A 22,226-nucleotide genomic window follows, 5' to 3' on the forward strand; every position below is an offset into this window, starting at 1 on the left:
GTTCTCTCGCCCGTCAGTGTGCCGTGCCCACGCACGAGGGCGATACCCGCGCCCTGCAGCCACTGCACCTGGCCCGAGTCGTCGTAGCCACTGGTCATGGTGTCGCGGCGGCGGAGGACGGCCGCGACGTCGAGGTCGCCGGTCACGGCCTGCTTCGCCCCGTCGACGTCGCGCGCCGCGCGCAGGGCGGCGGCGCTGCGCAGCAGCGCCTTGGACGGCATGCACGCCCAGTACGAGCACTCGCCGCCGACGAGCTCGGACTCGACGATGGCGGCGGTCAGACCCGCCTGCACGGCGCGGTCGGCGACGTTCTCGCCGACAGGCCCCGCTCCGATGACGATGAGGTCGTATTCGCGTTCGCTCATGCCGCTCACGCTACTCAGGGCGTCCGACATCGCGCAGGGGTTGCGGAGCCTCCGATTGGCGATGCCCCGCTGTGCCGGTGAATCGCGGTGAGGGGTTGACCCGCCGTTCTGAACCGGTTTAGAGTCGGATAACTGAACCGGTTTAGGCCGGGCCTCGACACGACGGAGTGACGGATGACGAACGACACGCGCCCCACCATCGCCGACGTCGCGCGCCGCGCCGGCGTCAGCAAGGGACTGGTCTCGTTCGCACTCAACGGCCGTGCGGGCGTCGCCGCCGAGACGCGGGAGCGCATCCTCGCGGTCGCCGCCGACATGGGGTTCAGCCCCAGCCTGCGCGCGCGCTCGCTGAGCGTCGGTCGGGCGTTCGCGTGCGGCCTGGTGATCGGCCGCAGCCCCGACGTCATCGCCGCCGATCCGTTCTTCCCGTCGTTCATCGCCGGCGTCGAGGACGAGTTCTCGATCTCGGGTCAGGTGCTCGTACTGGCCGCCGCGACCCCGGGCCGCCACGAGGAGGACACCTATCGGGGACTCGTCGCCGACCGCCGCGTGGACGGCGTCATCCTCTCGGACCTGCGCGCCGACGATCCCCGCATCGCCCTGGTCGCCGAGCTCGGCATCGCGGCCGTGACCCTCGGCGTCCCCGACGTCCCGAGCCCGTTCACCTCGGTATCGGTCGACGACGGCGCCGGCATCCGACTCGCGGTCGACCATCTCGCCGACCTCGGTCACACCGACATCGCCCACGTCGCGGGCCCCGCCGAGATGCTGCACGGGCGCAGTCGCACCGCGGCATTCGAGCGGGCCGCCGCCGCTCGCGGCATCCGTTCGCGGGTCGTGGCGACCGACTTCAGCGCCGCCGACGGCGCGCGGGCGACCGATGCCCTCCTCGATGCCGACGTCCCCCCGACCGCGATCGTCTACTCGAACGACAACATGGCGATCGCCGGCCTCGGGCGCGCGCAGCGTCGTGGACTGATCGTCCCGCGCGACCTGTCGATCACCGGATTCGACGACATCGAGATCGGCCGCCACCTCCACCCGGCGCTGACCAGCGTCGCCACCGACGCCCGGGGGTGGGGCGCGAGCGCCGCCCGCGCGCTGCTGGCCGCCACGACCGGCGCTCCCGCCGAGGCCCGGATGCTCCCCGACCCCCGTCTGATCGTGCGCGCCTCGACGGCCGCGCCCGCTTCCCGGACGCACACCGCGCGACGCACCGCGGGCAACCCCCGCTCTACAAGGAGGAAGACATGCGACGACGCATTCTGACCACAGCCCTCGCCGCCACCGGCGTCCTGGCCCTGTCCGCCTGCAGCGGCGGGGGAGGGGCGAGCTCGGGCATGGACGCCCGCGGCCCGATCACCATCTGGTACTCGAACAACGACGCCGAGATCGCGTGGGGCGAGCAGATGGTGAAGGCCTGGAACGACGCCAACCCCGATCAGCAGATCACCGCTCAGGAGATCCCCGCGGGGTCCTCGAGCGAAGAGGTGATCGGCGCCGCCATCACTGCCGGCAACGCCCCCTGCCTGATCTTCAACACCTCGCCCGCGGCCGTCCCCGGCTTCGAGCGCCAGGGCGGTCTCGTCAACCTCTCGGACTTCCCCGATGGCGAGCAGTACATCACCGACCGCAGCGGCGACCTCGCCGAGCAGTACCGCTCCGACGACGGCGGCTTCTACCAGCTGCCGTGGAAGAGCAACCCGGTCATGATCTTCTACAACAAGGACCTGTTCGCGAAGGCGGGACTCGACCCCGAGAACCCGCAACTGTCGACGTACGACGAGTTCCTCGCGACGTCGCAGAAGCTGAAGGCAGCGGGGGTCTCGGATTACGCGATCAACCCCGCCCCCACGAGCGAGTTCTTCCAGTCGTGGTTCGACTTCTACCCGCTGTACGCCGCGCAGACCGGCGGGACGCAGCTCGTCGAAGATGGTCAGGCCACCTTCGACGACGCGGCCGGTGAGGCCGTCGCCGACTTCTGGCGCACGATCTACGCCGACCAGCTCGCCGGCAACGAGCAGTATCAGGGCGACGCGTTCGCCGACGGCAAGGCCGCGATGGCGATCGTGGGACCGTGGGCCATCTCGGTCTACAAGGACAAGGTGAACTGGGGGTCGGTGCCCGTCCCGACCGAGAAGGGCACCGCCGCGTCCGACACGTGGACCTTCAGCGACGCCAAGAACGTCGGCCTGTTCACCGCGTGCGAGAACAAGGCGACCGCGTGGGACGTGCTGAAGTTCGCCACCAGCGAGGAGCAGGACGGCGCCTGGCTGAACGAGACGGGCCAGATGCCGTTGCGCACGGACCTGACGACCACCTACGCCGACTACTTCCAGGCCAACCCCGCGTACGAACAGTTCGGCGACCAGGCGGCGCGCACCGTCGAGGTGCCCAACGTGCAGAGCTCGGTCGAGATCTGGCAGGCGTTCCGCGACGGCTACTCGAAGGCGGTCATCTTCGGCGAAGGGGATGTGAAGACCTTCCTCTCGGATGCCAAGACCCAGATCGACCAGCTCGCGGCGGGGAAGTGACATGACCGTCGACCTCACCCGCACGCCCGGTCGGACCGGGGGCGACCCCGGCCGGTCCGGTCGTGCGGGGGGAGCGGGGGATGCCGGCCGCAAGCGCCGCCGTCCGTTCGGCGCGCAGCCGCTCGGCATCCTGTTCTCCGCCCCCTACCTGATCTTCATCGGGGTCGTCTTCGCGTACCCGATCGTGTTCGCAGTGTGGATGTCGTTCCACGACTACTTCTTCACCGCGCCGGGCGCCGACGTCGAGCGGCCCTTCGTGGGGCTCGACAACTACGTCAACGCCCTCACCGACCCCGACGTGTGGCGGTCGTTCGGAAACGTCGGGATCTTCCTGCTGATCAACGTGCCGCTCACGGTGGTGCTGTCGATCCTGCTCGCCACGGCGCTGGACCGCGTGGTGCGCGCCCGCACCTTCTTCCGGGTGGCGTTCTACGTGCCGTACGTCACGGCATCCGTCGCCGTCGTGGCCGTGTGGCTGTTCCTGTTCTCGAACACGGGCCTGGTGAACAACGTCCTGGGACCGCTCGCGCCCACCCCGTCGTGGCTGGTGAACTCGGCCCTGGCCATGCCCACGATCGCCCTCTTCGTCACGTGGAAGGGGCTGGGGTTCTACATCCTGCTCTACCTCGCCGCCCTGCAGAATGTCCCGCGCGAGCTGCACGAGTCGGTCGCCGTCGACGGCGGCGGGCGCATCCGCCAGTTCTTCGCGGTGACGGTGCCCGGCGTGCGGCCCGCGACCTTCCTGGTCGTGCTGCTGTCGACCATCACCGGCGCGAACCTGTTCACCGAGCCCTACCTGCTCACGAGCGGCGGCGGACCCAACGGCGCGTCCACGTCGCCCGTGCTCCTGATCTACCAGAAGGGCATCGAGCAGCAGAACCCCGACGTGGCCGCGGCCATCGGCGTGGTGCTGATCGTCTTCGTGCTCGTCATCGCGCTGCTGCAGCGCCGCTTCGTCGGAAGGGAGGAATCGTGAGAAGCAAGATCGTCACGTACGGTGTGCTGACCGTCGGCGCGCTGGCGTTCCTGTTCCCCTTCTTCTACATGATCGCCGGGTCGCTGCAGACCAATCCCGACACCTCGATCGCGGGAGCCTTCCCGAACCCGGGCAACCTCACCGTCGAGAACTACACGGCGATCGACGGCCGCATCAACCTGCTGCAGGGGCTGGCCAACTCGGGCATCTTCACCGGCGGCGTGATCCTCGGCACGATCGTGTTCGGGGTGCTCGCCGGGTACGCCCTCGCGGTGCTGAGGTGGCGCGGACGCTCCGCGACCTTCGCGCTCGTGCTGCTCGTGCAGGTGATCCCGTTCCAGCTGCTGATGATCCCGCTGTACGTCATGATCGCCCGTGATTACGGACTGAGCGACAGCTACCTGGGCATGATCCTGCCGTTCTTCATCAACTCCACGGCCGTGGTCATCTTCCGGCAGTACTTCCTGCAGCTGCCCAAGGAGCTCTTCGACGCCGCCCGCATCGACGGGGCGAACGAGTTCCGGCTCCTGTGGAGCGTCGCCCTGCCGCTCGTGCGTCCCGCACTGCTGACGGCCGTGCTGCTGACCTTCATCGGCCCGTGGAACGAGTTCCTCTGGCCCTTCCTCATCACCAAGGACGCCACGATGCAGCCGCTGGCGGTGTCGCTGGCCAACTTCATCAGCAACATCGCGGCATCCACCACCAATCCCTTCGGCGCCATGATGGCCGGCGCCGTCGTGCTCGCCGCCCCTGCGGTGGCGCTGTTCCTGATCTTCCAGCGCTACTTCACCTCGAACGACCTCGGATCCGGAGTGAAAGGATGACAATGACCCCCGAATCCCCCGTCCCCTACCGCCTCACACGTGTGGGTGTGGTGATGACCCCCGAGCCCGGCAACGCCGACGAGGCCGAGGGCGTGCTCAACCCGGCCTCGGGTCGCGGACCCGACGGCCAGCTGTACCTGCTGCCGCGTCTGGTGGCCGACGGCAACGTCTCGCGCGTCGGCCTGGCCCGCGTCGTGATCGAGGACGGCGTGCCCGTCGCCGTCGAACGCGAGGGCGTCGTGCTGCAGCCCGACCGCGGGTGGGAGCGCGGCGTCGGAAACGCCGGCACCGAGGACCCCCGCACGACGTGGATCGAGGCGCTGGGGCTGCACGTCATGACCTACGTCGCCTACGGCCCGCTCGGACCCCGCACGGCCGTCGCCGTGTCGGAGGACCTGCGCGACTGGCGGCGCCTGGGTCCGGTGCTCTTCCGCTACCAGGACGACCTCGACATGGACCTCAACCTGTTCCACAACAAGGACACGGTGTTCTTCCCCGAGCCCGTCACGGCGCCCGACGGCACCGAGTCCCTCGCGGTGCTGCACCGCCCGATGTGGGACCTCGGCGAGACCAAGCCGGGTCAAGGTGTGCGCGTGCCCGCCGGCGTCGAGGACGAGCGCCAGTCGATCTGGATCAGCTACGTGCCGCTGTCGGCGGTGCGCGACGACCTCGGCGCGCTCGCACTGTGGGAGCAGCACCGCTTCGTCGCGGGACCGCAGTTCCCGTTCGAAGAGGTCAAGATCGGTGGGGGTCCGCCGCCGCTGCGCATCCCCGAGGGGTGGCTCGTGCTGCACCACGGGGTGACCGGAGTGATCGACAGCGCGTTCTCGCAGCAGCAGAAGGTCAACTACGCCGCCGGGGCTCTGATCCTGGATGCCGACGACCCGAGCCGCGTGATCGCGCGCACGCCCGAGCCGCTGCTGGCCCCCGAGACCGACGACGAGCGCAGTGGCATCGTGCCCAATGTCGTGTTCCCCACCGCGATCGAGGAGATCGACGGTCGTCACTTCGTGTTCTACGGCATGGCCGACAGCAAGATCGGCGTCGCCCTGCTGGAGCGCACGGACTGATCCCGCGGGGCGGCCAGGTCGCCCCGGTCCGCGGTTTCGTGAGAACCCGTGACCCGCGCGCGCCGCTGCGGTAGCCTCGCTCACCCGCCGTCGATACCGGCGGCGGGGAGCGGGGTGCAGCGGACGTGCACCACCCCACCGAAAGGATCCCCCTCCCATGAACGCACGATGGAGTGCGCGCATCGCGGCCCTCGCCGGCGCCGCCGTCCTCGCCGTCCCTCTCACCGCCGCGCCGGCCTCGGCCGCGACGGATCCCGCGGCATCCGGTCCGTTGACCAACCTCGACCATCTCGACTTCCTGCTCGACGAGACGACCCCGCCCGCGGGAGTGGCGGGGCACTCGACGTATCGCCAAACCGAGGAGCCCACCCTGCTGGCGCCGTGGACGTACGCCGATGCGCGCGACGGCGGCACGTTCCAGCGGGTGGGTGGCGGTCCTCTCGACCCCGCGACCGGCGACTGGGGCCAGGGGGCGTTCAACGCCGACGACACCACGCGCGCGGCCGTCGTGTACACGCGCCACTGGGAGCTGACCGGTGACGCGGACAGCCGCGACAAGGCCTACGAGCTGCTGCGGACGGTGGCCTACCACCAGACGACCGAGGGTCCCTCGGCGGGCAACGTCGTGCTGTGGATGCAGCCCGACGGCGAGCTCAACCCCTCGGCCGAGCCCGTGGAGCTGCCCGACCCCTCCGACTCCGGCCCGAGCTACTGGACGGCGCGGACGGTGTGGGCGCTCGGCGAGGGCTACGCCGCCTTCGCCGACGACGACCCCGCCTTCGCCGCGTTCCTGAAGGACCGTCTGGCCCTGTCCCGCGGGGCGATCGAGCGCGACGTCCTGTCGACCTACGGACAGTACGTCGAGTCGGACGGCGTCCGCGTACCCGCGTGGCTCATCGTCGACGGGGCCGACGCCACGGCCGAGGCGGTGCTCGGACTCGCGGCGGCCGTGGAAGCGGGCGATGATTCCTCGGCCACGGCGGCGCGGCAGCTCGCCGAGGGGGTGGCCGCCATGGCATCCGGGGACACCCGCCAGTGGCCGTACGGCGCCGTGCTGCCGTGGGCGCAGTCACCCGCGATGTGGCACGCGTGGGGATCGCAGATGCCCGCCGCGCTCGCCGTCGCCGGAGACCTGTTCGACGACGCCGCCCTCGTCGAACCCGCGATCACGGATGCGACGAGCTTCACCACGACCCTGCTCACCGCGGGCGGTCCCGACAACGGCTGGTACCCGAGCCCCACCGACCGCGTGCAGATCGCCTACGGCGCGGACTCTCGCGTGCAGTCGCTGCTGGCGCTGGCCGACACCACCGGATCGGCCGCGTTCTCGCAGCTCGCGGCGATGCAGGCGGCCTGGTTCTTCGGTGCCAATCACGCCGGTGCGCGCATGTACGACCCGTCGACCGGCGTGACCTTCGACGGTCTGCAGCCCGACGGCACGGTGAACCGCAACAGCGGCGCCGAGTCGACCATTCACGGTCTGCTCACCGCGATCGCCCTCGACGCGCACCCCGAGGTGGCCGTGCGCGCCAGGGCGACGACCACGGTCGAGGCGCGCGAGGGGCTGTCCTTCGTCGAGGCCGAGGACGCCGTCCGCACGGACGGGACGGTCTTCACCCCCGCGTCGTCGTGGACGGGGGAGTCGAGCTGGTCGGGCGACGGCCTCACCCTGCAGCCGCGACAGACCGCGACGTGGACCCTCGGCCCGTCCGACACGCGTCGCTGGATCGAGCCGGTCGTGAAGACCGAGCCCGGCGTCACGACCCAGTCCGCCTGGCGCGGCGGCGGGGTGCTCACGGTCACCGGTCCCGCGCAGGGCATCTCGCCCACCCCGGGTGCGCTGCTGCCCTCCGCGCTCACCGCACCGGTATCGGGCGGCGACGTGCGGGTCACGGCGATCCGCGGCGACCTGACCCTCGACGGGATCATCGTGCGCCCGTGGATCTCGCGCCTGGTCCTGGGCGGCGACGCGCGCACCGAGCTGGTGCACTCCAGCGCCATCGCGCCCCAGCGCACGACGATCGGCGCCGACGGGGTGCCCGCCACGGTGAAGGTGTACGACGCGTCCGGGTCGATGGTGCGCACGATCTCGGCGGACGGCGCGGTGACCGTCGTGGTGCCGGCGGGAGGTCTCGCGGTCGCCGAGAGCTGACCGCATGCCGGTCGGGGTCTCGGTCGATCCCGAGGCCCCGGCGGTGGGGACGAGTCATGGGGCCCACGGCCGTGTCCGATTTCCGCCAGCCGATGTCGGCGGCGAGTGGCAGGGTGGATGCCATGACCCCCACCGCCGACGCCGGAACCGGCCCGCTGGTCCCCGGCTTCACCGAGCGCTACCGGGTGATCCAGTCGCGCGATCGGCGCTTCGACGGGCAGTTCGTCACCGCGGTGCGCTCGACCGGCATCTACTGCCGCCCGAGCTGCCCGGCGCGAACGCCGAAGGAGGAGAACGTCACGTTCTACGCCACCTCCGCCGCCGCGCACGAGGCGGGCTATCGCGCGTGCAAGAGGTGTCTGCCCGAGGCGGCCCCCGGTTCGCCCCTGTGGGACGTGCGCTCCGACGTCGCCGCGCGGGCGATGCGCCTCATCGCCGACGGAGTCGTGGATCGCGAGGGGGTCCCGGGGCTCGCGCGTCGACTGGGGTACTCCCCGCGTCATCTCACCCGCGTCCTGGCCGCCGAGCTGGGGGCGGGGCCGCTCGCTCTCGCGCGCGCGCACCGGGCGCACACCGCCCGGGCGCTGCTCGTGGGCACCGACCTTTCGTCCGCCGACGTGGCGTTCTCGTCCGGGTTCTCGAGCATCCGCCAGTTCACCGAGACCATCGGCGAGGTCTTCGGCATGCCGCCCGGTGCCCTGCGCGCGCGCCGACCCGCGAGCGTGCACGGCGAGGCGTCCGCCGGAGAGATCGACCTGGCGCTCCCCGTGCGCGGTCCCATCGACACCGTCGGCCTGTTCGGGTGGATGCGGGCCCACGCCATCCCCGGGGTCGAGGCCGGCGACGACCGCTCCTTCTCGCGGGTCGTGCGCCTGCCCGGCGGACCGGTGTGGTTCGAGGTGCGGCTCGCCGAAGACGGGCGACTCCGGCTGCGCGCCCGTCTCACCGCGCTCGCCGACCTCGGCACGCTCATCTCGCGCGTGCGCCGCCTGTTCGACCTCGACGCCGACCCGCTCGCGGTCGATGAGGCGCTGGCGCAGCATCCCGAGCTCGCCCCCGCGGTCGCGGCGATCCCCGGTGTCCGGGTGCCCGGTGCCGTGGACCCCGACGAGATGCTGCTTCGCGCCATGATCGGTCAGCAGATCAGCGTGGCGTCGGCGCGCACGATGCAGGGGCGCCTCGCCGCCGAGCTGGGCGAAACCGTCGACATCGGTCCGACACCCTCGACCCTGTTCCCCGCGTCGGCCGTCATCGCCGAGCGCGGTCTCGAGGTGCTGCGCGGCCCCGCCGCGCGCATGCGGGCCATCGTCGAGGCCGCGGCCGCCCTCGCCGACGGCTCGCTGGCGCTCGGGCCGGGCGACGACCGGGGCGAGCAGCGCGAACGACTTCTCGCGATGCGCGGAATCGGGCCGTGGACGGCTGACTACGTGCGCATGCGCGTCCTCGGCGATCCCGACGTGCTCCTCCCCGGCGACGTCGCCGCCCGCGCGGGCGCGGGGGCCCTCGGGTTGCCCTCCGACCCGGCCGGCTTCACCGCCTGGTCCGAGCGCCTCGCCCCGTGGCGCAGTTACGCGATGGCGCACTACTGGTACGCCGCCCCCGTCACGCAGGCCTGGCGCGCGCCCGCCGCGCCCCTTCCGTCCGTCCGTCCTCCCGAGAGCGAGATGCCCGCATGACCACGATCGTCCCGACCCGCACGGCGACCCTGCAGGTCGTCGACACCCCCGACGGCGCCTTCGCGATCCTCGCCGACGAGGACGATCGCGTCATCGTCTCGGGGTGGACGTCCGACCCGGATGCCGTGCTCGCGCGCCTGCGGCCCGACCGGCGCCCCGCCCGGGTCGTGGACGGGGGCACGTCGGCGGCGGACGCCGTCCGCGCCTACTACGCCGGCGACGTCCGGGCCATCGACGACGTCGAGGTCGCCCAGCGGGGCACCGCGCTCCAGCTCGCGGGATGGCAGGCCCTGCGCCGCATCACGCCCGGTGAGCCGCTGACGTACACGGGCCTCGCGACCGCCCTGGGCTCGCCCGCGGCGGTGCGGGCCGCGGCATCCATCTGCGCCCGCAACGCCGTCGCCCTCTTCGTCCCCTGTCACCGCGTCCTGCGCGCGGACGGCACGCTGGGCGGTTTCGCGTGGGGGACCGACGTCAAGGAGCGCCTGCTCGCGCGCGAAGCCGCGGTCTGAGGGCGAAGACGCCCTTGCCCCCAGCGTTCTCACAGGGATAGTCTGGAGGGCTGTCGTTCCCCCGGCGATGGCTTCATATCGATCAAGGAGGATGCCATGGACCAGATCGACGCCCCCGTCGCCCCGGCCGCCGCACCCTCCGTCGCTGCGCGCCCCGGCCGACGCCCCTAGGGCCCCGCGTCCGCGCTCCCGCGCACCCGCTCCGCCCCGACCGACGCACTCCGTCGCGCCTGTGGCATCCCTGTCCGCGCCCGATCCCGGCGCCCGCTTCGACCCCACGAGGATCATGACCACCTCATCGTCCGAGAAACGCCTCTCGACGCCGCGCGCGCTCGCGCGACTGTTGCCCATCGCCCGTCCGGTGCTGCCGCGCCTCGTCGCGGGTGCCGTCACCGCGCTGATCGCGAGCCTGCTCGCGCTCGCCATCCCGCTCGTCCTCGAGCAGATCGTCGCCGGCCCCATCGCCTCGCTCGACCCCGCCGCTCTGGTGTGGGGTTCGCTCGCCGTGCTCGGACTCGGCCTCGCCGAAGCCGCGATGGTGTGGCTGCGGCGATGGTTCGTGCTCGCGCCGGCCACCAAGGTCGAGTACGACCTGCGCCAGTCGTTCTACTCGCGCCTGCAGCGCCTCCCCGTCGCCTTCCACGACCGGTGGCAGTCGGGCCAGTTGCTCTCGCGCATGATGCAGGACATCAGCATGCTGCGCCGGTGGCTCGCCTTCGGCGTGATCCTGCTCGTGGTCAACCTGCTGACCATCGTCATCGGCGCGGTCCTGCTGTTCCGCTGGCACTGGCTGCTGGGCGCGCTGTTCCTGGTCACCTCGGCTCCCGTGATCTACGTCGGCTTCCGCTTCGAGAAGCGCTACGGCGCCCTGACGCGCCAGAGCCAGGACCAGGCCGGCGATCTCGCCACCTCGGTGGAAGAGAGCGTGCACGGCATCCGCGTCCTCAAGGCCTTCGGCCGAGGCAAGCACGCGCTGCAGAAGTTCACCCGGCAGGCCGAGTCGTTGCGCGAGACCGAGATCGACAAGGCCCGCGCGATCGGGTGGATCTGGTTCTGGCTCGTGCTGCTGCCCGACATCGCCTTCGCGGTGTGCCTGGGCGCGGGCATCGTGCTCACGCAGCTCGGGCAGCTGCAGGTCGCCGAACTCGTCGCGTTCTTCGCCATGGCCACCGTCCTGCGCTGGCCGATGGAGTCCATCGGGTTCCTGTTCTCGTTCCTGCTGGACGCCCGGACGGCGACCGACCGCATCTTCGAGGTGTTCGACGAGCAGAACACCATCGTCGACCCCGACCAGCCCCGCACCATCTCGGCGCCTCGCGGGGAGCTCACCTTCGAGGGGGCTCATTTCCGGTACCAGGATGCCGCCGACACCGAGCCGGACCTGTTGAACGGCGTCGATCTGACGCTCCGACCCGGCGAGACCATGGCGCTCGTCGGCTTGACGGGATCGGGCAAGACGACCCTGACGACCCTGCCCGGACGCCTGTACGACGTCACCGGAGGGCGCGTGCTGCTCGACGGTGTCGACGTGCGGGAGCTGTCGCTGTCCGAACTGCGTCGCCTCGTCGGCATGGCGTTCGAGGACGCGACGCTGTTCTCGCAGACCGTGCGCGACAACGTGCTGCTCGGGCGCGAAGACCTCGCGCCGGGCTCAGCCGAGGCGGACGAGATCCTGCGCGAGGCCTTGCAGGTCGCCCAGGCGCACTTCGTCTACGACCTGCCCGACGGCCTCGACACCGTCATCGGCGAAGAGGGACTCAGCCTCTCGGGTGGCCAGCGCCAGCGCCTCGCGCTCGCCCGCGCGGTGGCGGCCCGCCCGGCCGTGCTCGTGCTCGACGACCCCCTGTCGGCGCTCGACGTCGACACCGAGGCCCTCGTCGAGGACGCCCTGCGCGAGGTGCTCAGCGAGACGACCGCGCTGGTGGTGGCGCACCGTCCCTCGACGGTGACCCTCGCCGACCGCGTCGCCCTGCTCGAGGACGGGCGCGTCACCGCCGTCGGCACCCACTCCGACCTGCTGCGCACCAGCGAGCACTACCGCTACGTCATCTCGAGCCTCGAAGAGGCCGAGCGCGAAGCGCGTACCGGCGCGATCGATGTGATCCCGTCCGACGACGCCCTCACCGAGAAGGAGGCGACCCGATGACCACCGCCACCGTCGCCGGAACCAGCGGCGAGGACCGCTCCGATTACACCCGCGCCGAGAGTCGCGCGATCCGCCAGCGCTCGCTGCGCCTGCTCGGCTCGCTCGTCTCGCCGCTGCGGTGGCAGCTCGTGCTCGCTGCCGCCGTCCTGGTCGTCTCGACCGCGCTGCGCGTGGCCGGCCCCGCCCTCATCGCCTACGGCATCGACAACGCCCTGCCCGCGGTGATCGAGAGAAGCGATTGGATGCCGACCTACGGCGTGGTCGGGGTGTACCTGCTCGCCGGCATCGGCGGGGCCGTGCTGATCGGGTGGTACGTCGTCGTCGCCGCGCGCCTGACCCAGGCGGTCATGCTGGACCTGCGCAAGCGCATCTTCCTGCACACCCAGCGGCTGAGTCTGGAATTCCACGAGTCGTACACCTCGGGCCGCATCATCTCGCGTCAGACGAGCGACCTCGACACCATCCGCGAGCTGCTCGACGGCGGGCTGAACGAGCTCGTGTCGGGGGTGCTCTACGGGCTCTTCACCCTCGCCGCCCTGTTCCTCATCGACTGGCAGTCCGGGTTGATCCTCACCGCCATGGGCATCCCGATGTATTTCCTCATGCGCTGGTTCTACTCGCGCTCGCAGGTGATCTACCGCGAGTCGCGCGTCATCAGCGCGCAGGTGATCGTCAAGTTCGTGGAGTCCATGACCGGCATCCGGGCGGTGAAGGCGTTCCGAAAGGAGCCCCGCAACGACGAGGAGTTCGGAAAGCTCGCCGCCGACTACCGCGACGTCAACATGCGCTCCATCCGCCTGTTCGGCACGTTCGAGCCGGGCATCATGACGGTCGCCGCGGTCTCGGTCGCCGTGGTGCTGCTCTGGGGCGGCGGGCGCGTCATCGCCGGCCCGCTCGAGATCGGTGTGTTGACGGCCGCGGTGCTGTACGTGCGCAACTTCTTCTCGCCGCTGCAGGAGGTCGCGTTCTTCCTGAACTCGTACCAGTCGGCGACGGCGGCGCTCGAGAAGGTGTCGGGCGTGCTCGAGGAGCAGCCGACCGTCCCCGACCCCACCGACCCGGTCGACCTGTGGAGCGCCCGCGGGCACGTCCGCTTCGACGAGGTCACCTTCGGATACACCGAGGGCCGTGTCATCCTGCCGAACTTCACGCTCGACATCCCCGCGGGGCAGACGATCGCGCTCGTCGGCACCACGGGCGCCGGCAAGACGACCCTCGCGAAGCTCATCTCGCGCTTCTACGATCCGACGAAGGGTGCGGTCACGCTCGACGACGTCGACCTTCGTCGCCTGCACCCGAAGGATCTGCGCCGCGCGATCGTCATGGTCACGCAGGAGGCGTACCTGTTCAGCGGCACGGTCGCCGACAACATCGCGCTCGGCAAGCCCGACGCCACGATGGACGAGATCCGCGCCGCCGCCCGCGCGGTGGGCGCGGACGGGTTCATCTCCAAGCTGCCCGACGGCTACGACACCGACGTGAACAAGCGCGGCGGTCGCGTGTCGGCGGGGCAGCGGCAGCTGATCTCGTTCGCGCGGGCGTTCCTCGCCGACCCCGCGGTGCTGATCCTCGACGAGGCCACGGCGTCGCTCGACATCCCGAGCGAGCGCCTCATCCAGGACGCCCTGCAGACGCTCCTGGCCGACCGCACGGCGATCATCATCGCCCATCGCCTCTCGACGGTCGCGATCGCCGACCGCGTGCTGGTCATGGAGCACGGCCGCATCATCGAGGACGACAGCCCCGCCGCCCTCATCGCGGGTACGGGCAAGTTCGCGCAGCTGCATGCCGCGTGGCGCGAGTCGCTGGTCTGACCCGCGTACGCACCGGATGCCACGTCCCCGCCGGGGCGTGGCATCCGTCGTCGGTCACGCGACGTGCGTCGGCGAACTCGCAGGTCGAGGACGCCGCGCAGGATGGATGCCGCGGGTCCGCGAGTTCGCCTCACACGCGAACGCGCGCGATGACCTCGCCGTACTCCGTCTCGTCGACCGGCTCGAACCCGACGCGCTGGAAGAAGGCCTCGGGACCGCCGACGCCGGGTTCGTAGATGACGTCGACATGGTCCATGCCGCGCCCGCGGGCCTCCTCGATGAGCTGCGCGAGCGCGAAGCTGCCGACACCGCGGCCCTGGTCGTCGGCGTCGACGTTGATGCGCCACAGCACGGAGCGGAAGTGCTCTTCGTGCGCGTCGGGGTCGAAGTTGGCGCTGACGAAGCCGACGACCTCGTCGCCGTCGAGCACCACGCGCTGCCACGACGTCGACGGGTTCATCACGGTCGCGGCGATGCCGTAGCTGACCGGGGCCAGGAACTGCTCCTGTCCGGGCTTGAGCGAGAGGTTGTTCACGGCCACGATCGTGGCGGCGGACAGTTCGACGAGACGCAGGTCAGCCATGCGCCCAGGCTAGCGGCACCGTCGTCCCACCCCAAAGAGCGCATGTCGGCGCATGAGTCGACTCGGTACCGCCCACCCCTACGCTGGATCGATGGAATCCGCCTCCGTGCCGCCCGAGCGCCCTGCCCGCGCCGAAGAAGGACCGGCGGGTCGATGAAAGATCGCCCGGGCGTGCATCATCCACGTGTCGCGCGACGCGCAGGATGCCGCGGTCGACGCGGTGTCGCTCGCCTTGTCCCGCGCGCGCCTGCGTCCGGCGCCGGAACGCACGAGCTCCGCCGTTCCCGAGGCGACGGGCGAGAGCCTCTGGGTGTGGGAGCGCGGTGACATCCTCAGCGAGGCTCTCCTCGACAACACCGGGTTGTCGTTGTTCACGACGCGCATCGGACCGTTCTCGCTCAAAGCCGTGATCGTCGTGACGGCCCGTGTCGAGGGGGAGCGGTGCCGCGTCATCGTGTCGATGGTGGTCGGCAGCCAGCTCGCCGACCAGATCTCGCGCGAAGTGGATGCCGCGGTCGACGGCCTCGTCGCGAACGGCATCCGGGTCGAGGGCCCGGGGTGGATGCGGGTCGCTGACCTCCCGCGCGACACGCTGGCGCATCCGAGGACGGCCAGGGAGCATGGCATCCGGGCCTGAAGCGGGCACCCGCGGGTCGGTGAGTCCGTGCGGAACTATCTCGACATCAAGAGACTTTGCCCACGTGCGATAGGCTGAATCGCAACCCTGGCCGCCTCTACGGAGAGATCTGACGTGCCCGATTCCACCATCATCTACACGTACACCGACGAGGCGCCGGCTCTCGCCACCGCGTCGTTCCTGCCGATCGTGCAGGCCGTCACGAAGCAGGCGGGCGTCGACGTCGAGACCCGCGACATCTCGCTCGCCGGCCGCATCCTCGCGGCCTTCCCGCAGCGGCTGACCCCCGAGCAGCAGGTCGGCGACGCTCTCGCCGAGCTCGGCGGACTCGCCACGCTGCCCGAGGCGAACATCATCAAGCTGCCCAACATCTCGGCATCCATCCCGCAGCTCAAGGCCGCGATCGCCGAGCTGCAGTCGCAGGGCTACGACATCCCCGACTACCCCGACGAGGCGTCGAGCGTCGAAGACAAGGACGTGCGCGCCCGCTACGACCGCATCAAGGGTTCGGCCGTCAACCCGGTGCTGCGCGAGGGCAACAGCGACCGCCGCGCGCCCCTGGCGGTGAAGAACTACGCCAAGAAGCACCCCCACCGCAACAAGGCGTTCGGCGAGGGTTCGAAGACCCGTGTCGCGACCCTCGGCCACGACGACTTCCGCTCGAACGAGAAGTCGGTCGTCCTCGCCGACGACGACGTGCTCTCCATCCAGCACGTCGCCGCCGACGGCACCGTGAAGACCCTCAAGGAGGGCCTGAAGGTCCTCCAGGGCGAGATCGTGGATGCCACGTTCCTCTCGGCCGCGGCGCTCGACGCGTTCCTCGCCGACACCCTCGCGCAGGCCAAGGCCGACGACGTGCTCTACTCGGTGCACCTCAAGGCCACGATGATGAAGGTCAGCGACCCGATCATCTTCGGCCACGTCGTGAAGGCGTTCTTCGCCGACGTGTTCGACCGTCACGGCGACGCCCTCGCCGCCGCGGGACTGACCCCCAACGACGGCCTCGGATCGATCCTCGCGGGTCTGTCGAACGTCGAGGGCGGCGACGCGATCGCCGCCGAGATCCACGAGGCGCTCGCCTCGGGCCCGCGCCTGTCGTACGTCAACAGCGACAAGGGCATCACCAACCTGCACGTGCCGTCCGACGTCATCGTCGACGCGTCGATGCCCGCGCTCATCCGCAACGGCGGAAAGCTGTGGGGCGCGGACGGGGGGGAGGACGACACGCTCGCCGTCATCCCCGACTCCTCGTACGCCGGGGTCTACCAGGCCACGATCGACGACGTCATCGCGAACGGTCCGCTCGACCCCGCCACGATCGGCTCCGTCCCCAATGTCGGCCTCATGGCGCAGGCGGCCGAGGAGTACGGCAGCCACGACAAGACCTTCGAGATCCCCGCTCCCGGTCGCGTGCAGGTCGTCGCCTCGAACGGCGACGTGCTGCTCGAGCACGAGGTGAGCACCGGCGACATCTGGCGCGCGACGCAGACCAAGGACGTCGCCGTGCGCGACTGGGTGAAGCTCGCCGTCACGCGCGCCCGCGCGACCGGTGTTCCGGCCGTGTTCTGGCTCGACGAGACCCGCGCGCACGACCGCAACCTCATCGCCAAGGTGCACGAGTACCTCGCCGATCACGACACCGACGGCCTCACGATCGAGATCCTCGCTCCGGCCGAGGCCACGACGTACTCGCTCGAGCGCATCCGCCGCGGCGAGGACACGATCTCGGTCACCGGCAACGTGCTGCGCGACTACCTCACCGACCTGTTCCCGATCCTCGAGGTGGGAACGAGCGCCAAAATGCTCTCGATCGTCCCGCTGCTCGCGGGCGGCGGTCTGTTCGAGACCGGTGCCGGCGGTTCCGCGCCCAAGCACGTGCAGCAGCTCGTCGAGGAGGACTACCTCCGCTGGGACTCGCTGGGTGAGTTCTTCGCCCTCGCGGCGTCGCTCGAGCACCTCGCCGACACCACCGGCAACGACCGCGCCCGCGTGCTCGCGCAGACGCTCGACGCCGCGACCGGCACGTTCCTCGAGAATGACAAGTCGCCGGGACGCGCGCTCGGCACGATCGACAACCGCGGCAGCCACTTCTACCTCGCCCTGTACTGGGCGCAGGAGCTGGCGCAGCAGACGACGGATGCCGACCTCGCGGCCGTCTTCGCCCCTGTCGCCGAGAAGCTGGCGGCCGAGGAGCAGACGATCGTCGCCGAGCTCAACGCCGTGCAAGGCCACCACGCCGAGATCGGCGGCTATTACCGCCCGAACACGGAACTCGTCGAGAAGGTCATGCGCCCCTCGGCCACGCTGAACGCCGTGGTCGACGCCCTGCGCTGACCCGCGTACCCGGAAGGGGCGGATGCCACTCGGCATCCGCCCCTTTGGCATGTCCGGGCCGCGGCTCGGCTCGTCGGCGTGGCACGACTCCCGCAACCTGCCGGGCCGGATTGCAGGAGTTGTGCGCGCCCGGGGCCTCGGAAACGCGGGGCGGGGCAGGATGCCGCGCGCAAATCCTGCGTTGTGTCTCAGCGGCGCGACGCCGGACGAGATGACGCCGATCTGCCGGGACGAAAGACAGAGGGGCGGATGCCGACGCATCCGCCCCTCACGAGGGATCCGGGATCAGTAGTGGACCGAGACCTGGGTGCCGCGGTAGGCCCAGTCGTAGAGCTCCTTGGCCTGCGGGATCGTCATGTTGATGCAGCCGTGGCTCATCGGCGTCCCGAAGTTGTTGTGCCAGTACGTGCCGTGGAAGCCCTCGTCGCCGTTGAAGTAGGCGACCCAGGGGACGTCCTTGGTGCAGTAGTCGTAGCCGGGTACGCAGCCCATGTCCTGCATCTCGGTCTTCCACCCGATGCGGAACTCACCGGTGTGGGTCGCGTGATCGCCCGCGCCCGACGAGATCGTGTAGGTCCGGTACACCTGGCCGTTCTGCCAGAGCGTCGTGGTCTGCGTGCTGAGGTTGACGTCGATGCGGCGCTCGGTCTTGGTGGTGTCGAAGGCCGTCTCCGTGACGTTCAGCGCGTAGCGGCCGTTGCCCTCGGCCAGCTGCTTCGCGAAGGCGGCGGCGATGCCGCTGGTGTCTCCGAGGGTGCGGCCCGTCTGCCCCTCGGTGAGGGCCTTGATGACCTCTCCGCCGGTGTCGACGATCACGTCCGCGTTGACCGCGGCGCGGTCCACGGCGGCGGGCAGCCCCTGGACGGCCGCGGCGATCGCGGTCTCGTCGGCCGAGATCGCGAAGTCGCCCTTGCCGTCGGGGGTGACGGTCAGCCACGATGCGGCGGTCGCGCGGTCGACGGGCACGGTGCGCTCGTCGCCGACGTAGAAGCCGGCGGAGTCCAGGATGCCGTTGAGCGAGGCGACGGCCGCGTCGGCCTCTTCGGTCGAGACGGCAGCGTCGACCGGGACCAGCCCGGCCTCGACGGTGGTCGAGGCAGTGCCGGCGTCGAAGGCCGACTGCAGCGCGGCTGCGACGGCGGCGGTGTCGATGCCCTCGCCCGGCTGAGCGGGCGTGGTGACGTAGGCCTGCGAGCCGGCGTCGTACGCCAGGGTCGCGTCGACCGGGGCGCGGTAGGCCCCGGGCGCCTTCGCGCTGAGGGCTGCGGCCGCCTCGGCGGCGTCGATCTGAACCGACACGCCCGCGCCCTCGGGGAACCACGCGGCGGGCTTCCACATCGGGTTGTCGGCGAACGCCTTGTCGGCGAGGGCCTGCGCGTCGACGGTGGCACCGAGCTCGGCTCCGGTGACCGTGACCGGGCCGGCCGGGCTGTCGACGGTGATCGTCGTGTCGGCGAGACGGGTCGAGATGGCCTGGGCGGCGGCGCCGGCGGTGAGACCGCCGATCTGGACGCCGGCGACCGAGGCGCCCGGCGCGATCAGCACGAGCGAGGCGGCGATGAGGGCCACGGCCGTCGCACCGGCGGGGATGCCGATCCACAGGCCGGAGCGGTTCTTGCGCTTCGCGGGCTCGGTGGGAGCCCAGGCGTACGTCGCGCCGTCGGTGCCAGGTGCGCCGTCGGTCATAGTCAAACCCCCCAGAAGTCAGTCTTCTCATGCTATGCGCGGATGTGTCGGGGAATCGATCCTCCACATCACGGTCTCATCACATGGTCAGCCGGGAGCGACCGCCGCGCCGCTCAGTCGGCGAAGACCTTGCCCGGATTCAGGATGCCGAGGGGGTCGAACACCCGCGCGATCCGACGCTGCAGGGCCCACTGGTCGTCGCCGAGCTCGTCGGCGAGCCAGCGCCGTTTGAGCACCCCGATGCCGTGCTCGCCGGTGAGCGTCCCGCCCAGGCGCAGGGCGGCGCGGAACAGCTCCTCGGCGGCCTCCCACACCACGTCGGGCACCTCGGGTCCTTCGAACACGAAGTTGGGGTGCAGGTTTCCGTCTCCGGCGTGGGCGACCGCGGGGATGACCAGGCCGAATCGCCGCTCGATGCGCGCGATCTCGTCGAACATGTCCGGCAGTGCACTGCGCGGCACCGACACGTCCTCGATCAGCGTCGTACCGAGCGTCTCCATCGCGGGATGCATCGCGCGGCGGACCGCGAGCAGGTCTTCGCCCTCGGCGGCGTCACGGGCGACCGCGACGGTTCCCCCGGCCGCGCGCAGCACGTCCGCGATCGCCCGCGCCTCAACGGCGGCGACGGGGCCGTCGGTCTGGATCGTGAGCTGGGCGACACCGGGAGCGGGGACCGGCAGGGCGAGCAGGCGGTGCGCGGCCGCCAGGCTCGTGGCATCCATCAGCTCCATGATCGCGGGCTGGACACCCGAGGCCGTGACCGCGGCCGACGCGACGGCCGCCGCGCGGACGCCGTCGAACAGGGCGGTCAGCGTGACGCGCTCGCCCTCGACGGCGCGGCGGAGCTTCAGGGTCGCGCCGACCACGACACCGAGAACGCCCTCGGAACCGATCACGAGGGAGGTGAGGTCGAGGCCGGTCACGCCCTTGACGCTGCGGTGTCCCAGGTGCAGCAGACGTCCGTCGGCGAGGACGAGGTCGACGCCGAGCACGGCGTCGCGCACCACTCCGTACTTGGCGCACAGCAGGCCCCCGGCGCCGGTGGCGATGTTGCCGCCGACGGTCGAGATGGAGCGGCTGGCCGGATCGGGCGCCCACCAGACGCCGTGCGCCGCGAGCTGCGCGTTGAGGTCGGCGTTCAGGATGCCGGGCTCGACCACCGCGAGCAGGTCGTCGGGACGCACCTCGAGGATGCGATCCATCTCGCGCAGCGACAGGCTGATCTCGCCGCCGCCGGTGTTGGCGCCGCCGGCCAGGCCCGTGCCGGCACCGCGCGGGACCACGGGGGTGCGGGTGGCGGTGGCGATGCGCATGACCGCCTGGACGTCGGCGACCGACGCCGCGCGCACGACAGCGAGGGGAAGACCCGCGGCGGCGTGGCCGGATTTGTCGGCTCGCGCGGCCTCGAGTGCGGTGGGGGAGGTGTCGACGCGCGCGCCGAGCTCGGCCCGGAGCAGCGCGACGACGTCGGTCATGCCAGGCGCCGGCGTCCGTTCAGCGCGCCGAACGTGACGGCGACGATCGCGAAGACCAGGCCGATGAGCGCCTGGCCCATGCTCCACCACGCCACGGTCGCCGCGGCGTAGACGAACAGCTCGACCAGGGCGCGCACGAAGGGGTGTACCGCCAGCACCGCACGGGGCGAGACGAACAACGCCCAGACGACGATCGCGAGCGCCGGGGCTGCGATACCGGCGACGATGTTCCACGGCAACGGCCACGCGGTGAAGCCCCAGATGGCCAGCGTGACGAAGGCGAAGAGTCCGCACACGACGCTGGCGATCTCGACGGCCGACGGCCGGGGGCGCATTCCGGGAGCGAGGGGCGCCTGCGCGCGCACGTGGGGGGAGTCGGTCACGCCCCCATTTTACGCGGGCTCTCGGTCGCGGCATCCGTGATCCCTCGGCGTCGAGTCGACACGGCCGCAGCCGCACCTGTGGAGGACCAGTGGATGCCGGAAGCCGCCCGGATTCCGCCGCGATACCCGCTAAAGTGGCAGCGTCGCGACTGGCGTTGAGGTGGGTAACCACCGGGGAGCGACCGCTTGACGGTATTCGACCGCACGCCTGGGTCGATGCGGTATCTTCGCGGGCTCGCCGAGTCCGCGGCATCCGGAACCATCGTCAAGGAGATCGCATGACCGATCCGTACTTCAACGCCCCCCTCTCCGAGGTCGACCCCGAGATCGCCGAGGTGCTCGAGCGCGAGCTGAACCGCCAGCGCGGCTTCCTCGAGATGATCGCGTCCGAGAACTTCGTGCCCGTCTCGGTGCTGCAGTCGCAGGGCTCGGTGCTCACCAACAAGTACGCCGAGGGGTACCCCGGCCGCCGCTACTACGGCGGCTGCGAAGAGGTCGACGTCGCCGAGTCGCTCGCGATCGAGCGCGCGAAGCAGCTGTTCGGTGCGGAGTTCGCCAACGTCCAGCCGCACTCCGGCGCCTCGGCCAACGCCGCCGTGCTGCACGCGATCGCGCGCCCCGGCGACACGCTGCTCGGTCTCGCCCTCGACCAGGGCGGTCACCTCACGCACGGGATGAAGATCAACTTCTCGGGTCGTCTCTACGACATCGTCGCGTACGGCGTCGACCCCGAGACCAGCGTCATCGACATGGACGAGGTGCGCCGCCTCGCCGTCGAGCACAAGCCGAAGGTCATCATCGCCGGCTGGTCGGCCTACCCCCGCCAGCTCGACTTCGCCGCCTTCCGCGCGATCGCCGACGAGGTCGGCGCGCTGCTGTGGGTCGACATGGCGCACTTCGCCGGTCTCGTCGCCGCGGGCGTGCACCCCTCGCCCATCCCGCACGCGCACGTCGTCTCGACCACCGTGCACAAGACGATCGGCGGCCCCCGCTCGGGCCTCATCCTCACCAACGACGCCGACATCGCCAAGAAGATCAACACCGCAGTCTTCCCGGGCC

18 protein-coding genes and 1 riboswitch are annotated in these 22,226 nt (G+C 71.0%); of the genes, 13 read left to right on the forward strand and 5 right to left on the reverse strand.

Annotated features, from left to right (window positions below):
• On the reverse strand, positions 1–365 hold a 365-nt coding region (locus tag QZ433_RS09500; protein WP_295782484.1), incomplete at its 3' end, for an FAD-dependent oxidoreductase.
• Between the two features lie 174 nt (positions 366–539).
• On the opposite strand from QZ433_RS09500, the gene QZ433_RS09505 reads away from it, so the two are divergent.
• The 10 genes from QZ433_RS09505 to QZ433_RS09550 all read left to right on the forward strand — a co-directional run bounded on the left by QZ433_RS09505 (position 540) and on the right by QZ433_RS09550 (position 14,069).
• A complete protein-coding gene (locus tag QZ433_RS09505; protein ID WP_295782486.1) occupies positions 540–1,634 on the forward strand; it encodes a LacI family DNA-binding transcriptional regulator in 1,095 nt (364 codons plus the stop codon).
• The gene (locus QZ433_RS09510) at positions 1,616–2,899 is read left to right on the forward strand and encodes an extracellular solute-binding protein (RefSeq protein ID WP_295782488.1); all 1,284 of its coding nucleotides are present in this window, start codon (positions 1,616–1,618) and stop codon (positions 2,897–2,899) included. Before QZ433_RS09505 ends, QZ433_RS09510 begins: the two co-directional genes overlap by 19 nt.
• 1 nt (position 2,900) lies before the next feature.
• Positions 2,901–3,875: a sugar ABC transporter permease gene (locus QZ433_RS09515; RefSeq protein ID WP_295782489.1), complete on the forward strand. Its 975-nt coding sequence runs from the start codon at positions 2,901–2,903 to the stop codon at positions 3,873–3,875.
• Complete coding sequence (locus QZ433_RS09520) at positions 3,872–4,699, forward strand: carbohydrate ABC transporter permease (protein WP_295782491.1); 828 nt, start codon at positions 3,872–3,874, stop codon at positions 4,697–4,699. The genes QZ433_RS09515 and QZ433_RS09520 overlap by 4 nt, the downstream gene beginning before the upstream one ends.
• Before the next feature lie 2 nt (positions 4,700–4,701).
• Positions 4,702–5,769 (forward strand): glycosidase, encoded by a 1,068-nt coding sequence (locus QZ433_RS09525; protein WP_295782493.1) that lies wholly within the window; start codon positions 4,702–4,704, stop codon positions 5,767–5,769.
• Positions 5,770–5,926: 157 nt separating this feature from the next.
• A complete protein-coding gene (locus tag QZ433_RS09530; RefSeq protein ID WP_295782495.1) occupies positions 5,927–7,921 on the forward strand; it encodes a hypothetical protein in 1,995 nt (664 codons plus the stop codon).
• A 122-nt stretch (positions 7,922–8,043) separates the two neighbouring features.
• The gene (locus QZ433_RS09535) at positions 8,044–9,597 is read left to right on the forward strand and encodes an AlkA N-terminal domain-containing protein (RefSeq protein ID WP_295782496.1); all 1,554 of its coding nucleotides are present in this window, start codon (positions 8,044–8,046) and stop codon (positions 9,595–9,597) included.
• Entirely contained in the window at positions 9,594–10,109 is a 516-nt protein-coding gene (locus tag QZ433_RS09540; protein ID WP_295782498.1) for a methylated-DNA--[protein]-cysteine S-methyltransferase, read from the forward strand. Before QZ433_RS09535 ends, QZ433_RS09540 begins: the two co-directional genes overlap by 4 nt.
• Before the next feature lie 286 nt (positions 10,110–10,395).
• On the forward strand, positions 10,396–12,255 hold the full coding sequence (locus QZ433_RS09545) for an ABC transporter ATP-binding protein (RefSeq protein ID WP_295782500.1): 1,860 nt from the start codon (positions 10,396–10,398) through the stop codon (positions 12,253–12,255).
• The gene (locus tag QZ433_RS09550; protein WP_295782501.1) at positions 12,252–14,069 is read left to right on the forward strand and encodes an ABC transporter ATP-binding protein; all 1,818 of its coding nucleotides are present in this window, start codon (positions 12,252–12,254) and stop codon (positions 14,067–14,069) included. The genes QZ433_RS09545 and QZ433_RS09550 overlap by 4 nt, the downstream gene beginning before the upstream one ends.
• A gap of 130 nt (positions 14,070–14,199) precedes the next feature.
• On the opposite strand, the gene QZ433_RS09555 is transcribed toward QZ433_RS09550, so the two are convergent.
• Positions 14,200–14,652: a GNAT family N-acetyltransferase gene (locus QZ433_RS09555; RefSeq protein ID WP_295782502.1), complete on the reverse strand. Its 453-nt coding sequence runs from the start codon at positions 14,650–14,652 to the stop codon at positions 14,200–14,202.
• Between the two features lie 184 nt (positions 14,653–14,836).
• On the opposite strand from QZ433_RS09555, the gene QZ433_RS09560 reads away from it, so the two are divergent.
• Positions 14,837–15,289, forward strand: coding sequence for a hypothetical protein (locus QZ433_RS09560; RefSeq protein ID WP_295782504.1), 453 nt, complete (start codon positions 14,837–14,839; stop codon positions 15,287–15,289).
• 114 nt (positions 15,290–15,403) lie between these two features.
• Positions 15,404–17,623, forward strand: a complete 2,220-nt coding sequence (locus QZ433_RS09565; RefSeq protein WP_295782507.1) for an NADP-dependent isocitrate dehydrogenase — start codon at positions 15,404–15,406, stop codon at positions 17,621–17,623.
• A gap of 285 nt (positions 17,624–17,908) precedes the next feature.
• On the opposite strand, the gene QZ433_RS09570 is transcribed toward QZ433_RS09565, so the two are convergent.
• The 3 genes from QZ433_RS09570 to QZ433_RS09580 form a co-directional block, all read right to left on the reverse strand.
• Positions 17,909–19,309: a L,D-transpeptidase family protein gene (locus QZ433_RS09570; RefSeq protein WP_295782510.1), complete on the reverse strand. Its 1,401-nt coding sequence runs from the start codon at positions 19,307–19,309 to the stop codon at positions 17,909–17,911.
• A 113-nt stretch (positions 19,310–19,422) separates the two neighbouring features.
• A complete protein-coding gene (locus QZ433_RS09575; protein ID WP_295782512.1) occupies positions 19,423–20,784 on the reverse strand; it encodes an FAD-linked oxidase C-terminal domain-containing protein in 1,362 nt (453 codons plus the stop codon).
• Positions 20,781–21,167 carry a YrdB family protein gene (locus tag QZ433_RS09580; protein WP_295782514.1) on the reverse strand — a complete coding sequence of 129 codons (387 nt, stop codon included), beginning with the start codon at positions 21,165–21,167 and terminating at the stop codon, positions 20,781–20,783. The genes QZ433_RS09575 and QZ433_RS09580 overlap by 4 nt, the downstream gene beginning before the upstream one ends.
• A gap of 135 nt (positions 21,168–21,302) precedes the next feature.
• Positions 21,303–21,388, forward strand: a riboswitch (ZMP/ZTP riboswitch).
• Positions 21,389–21,445: 57 nt separating this feature from the next.
• Between QZ433_RS09580 and glyA the strand changes: the two genes are divergently transcribed.
• The coding region (gene glyA / locus QZ433_RS09585) for a serine hydroxymethyltransferase (RefSeq protein ID WP_295782517.1) at positions 21,446–22,226 on the forward strand (781 nt) is incomplete at its 3' end.

Origin of the sequence: uncultured Microbacterium sp. (assembly GCF_913776565.1) — a bacterium.
GTDB lineage: Bacteria > Actinomycetota > Actinomycetes > Actinomycetales > Microbacteriaceae > Microbacterium.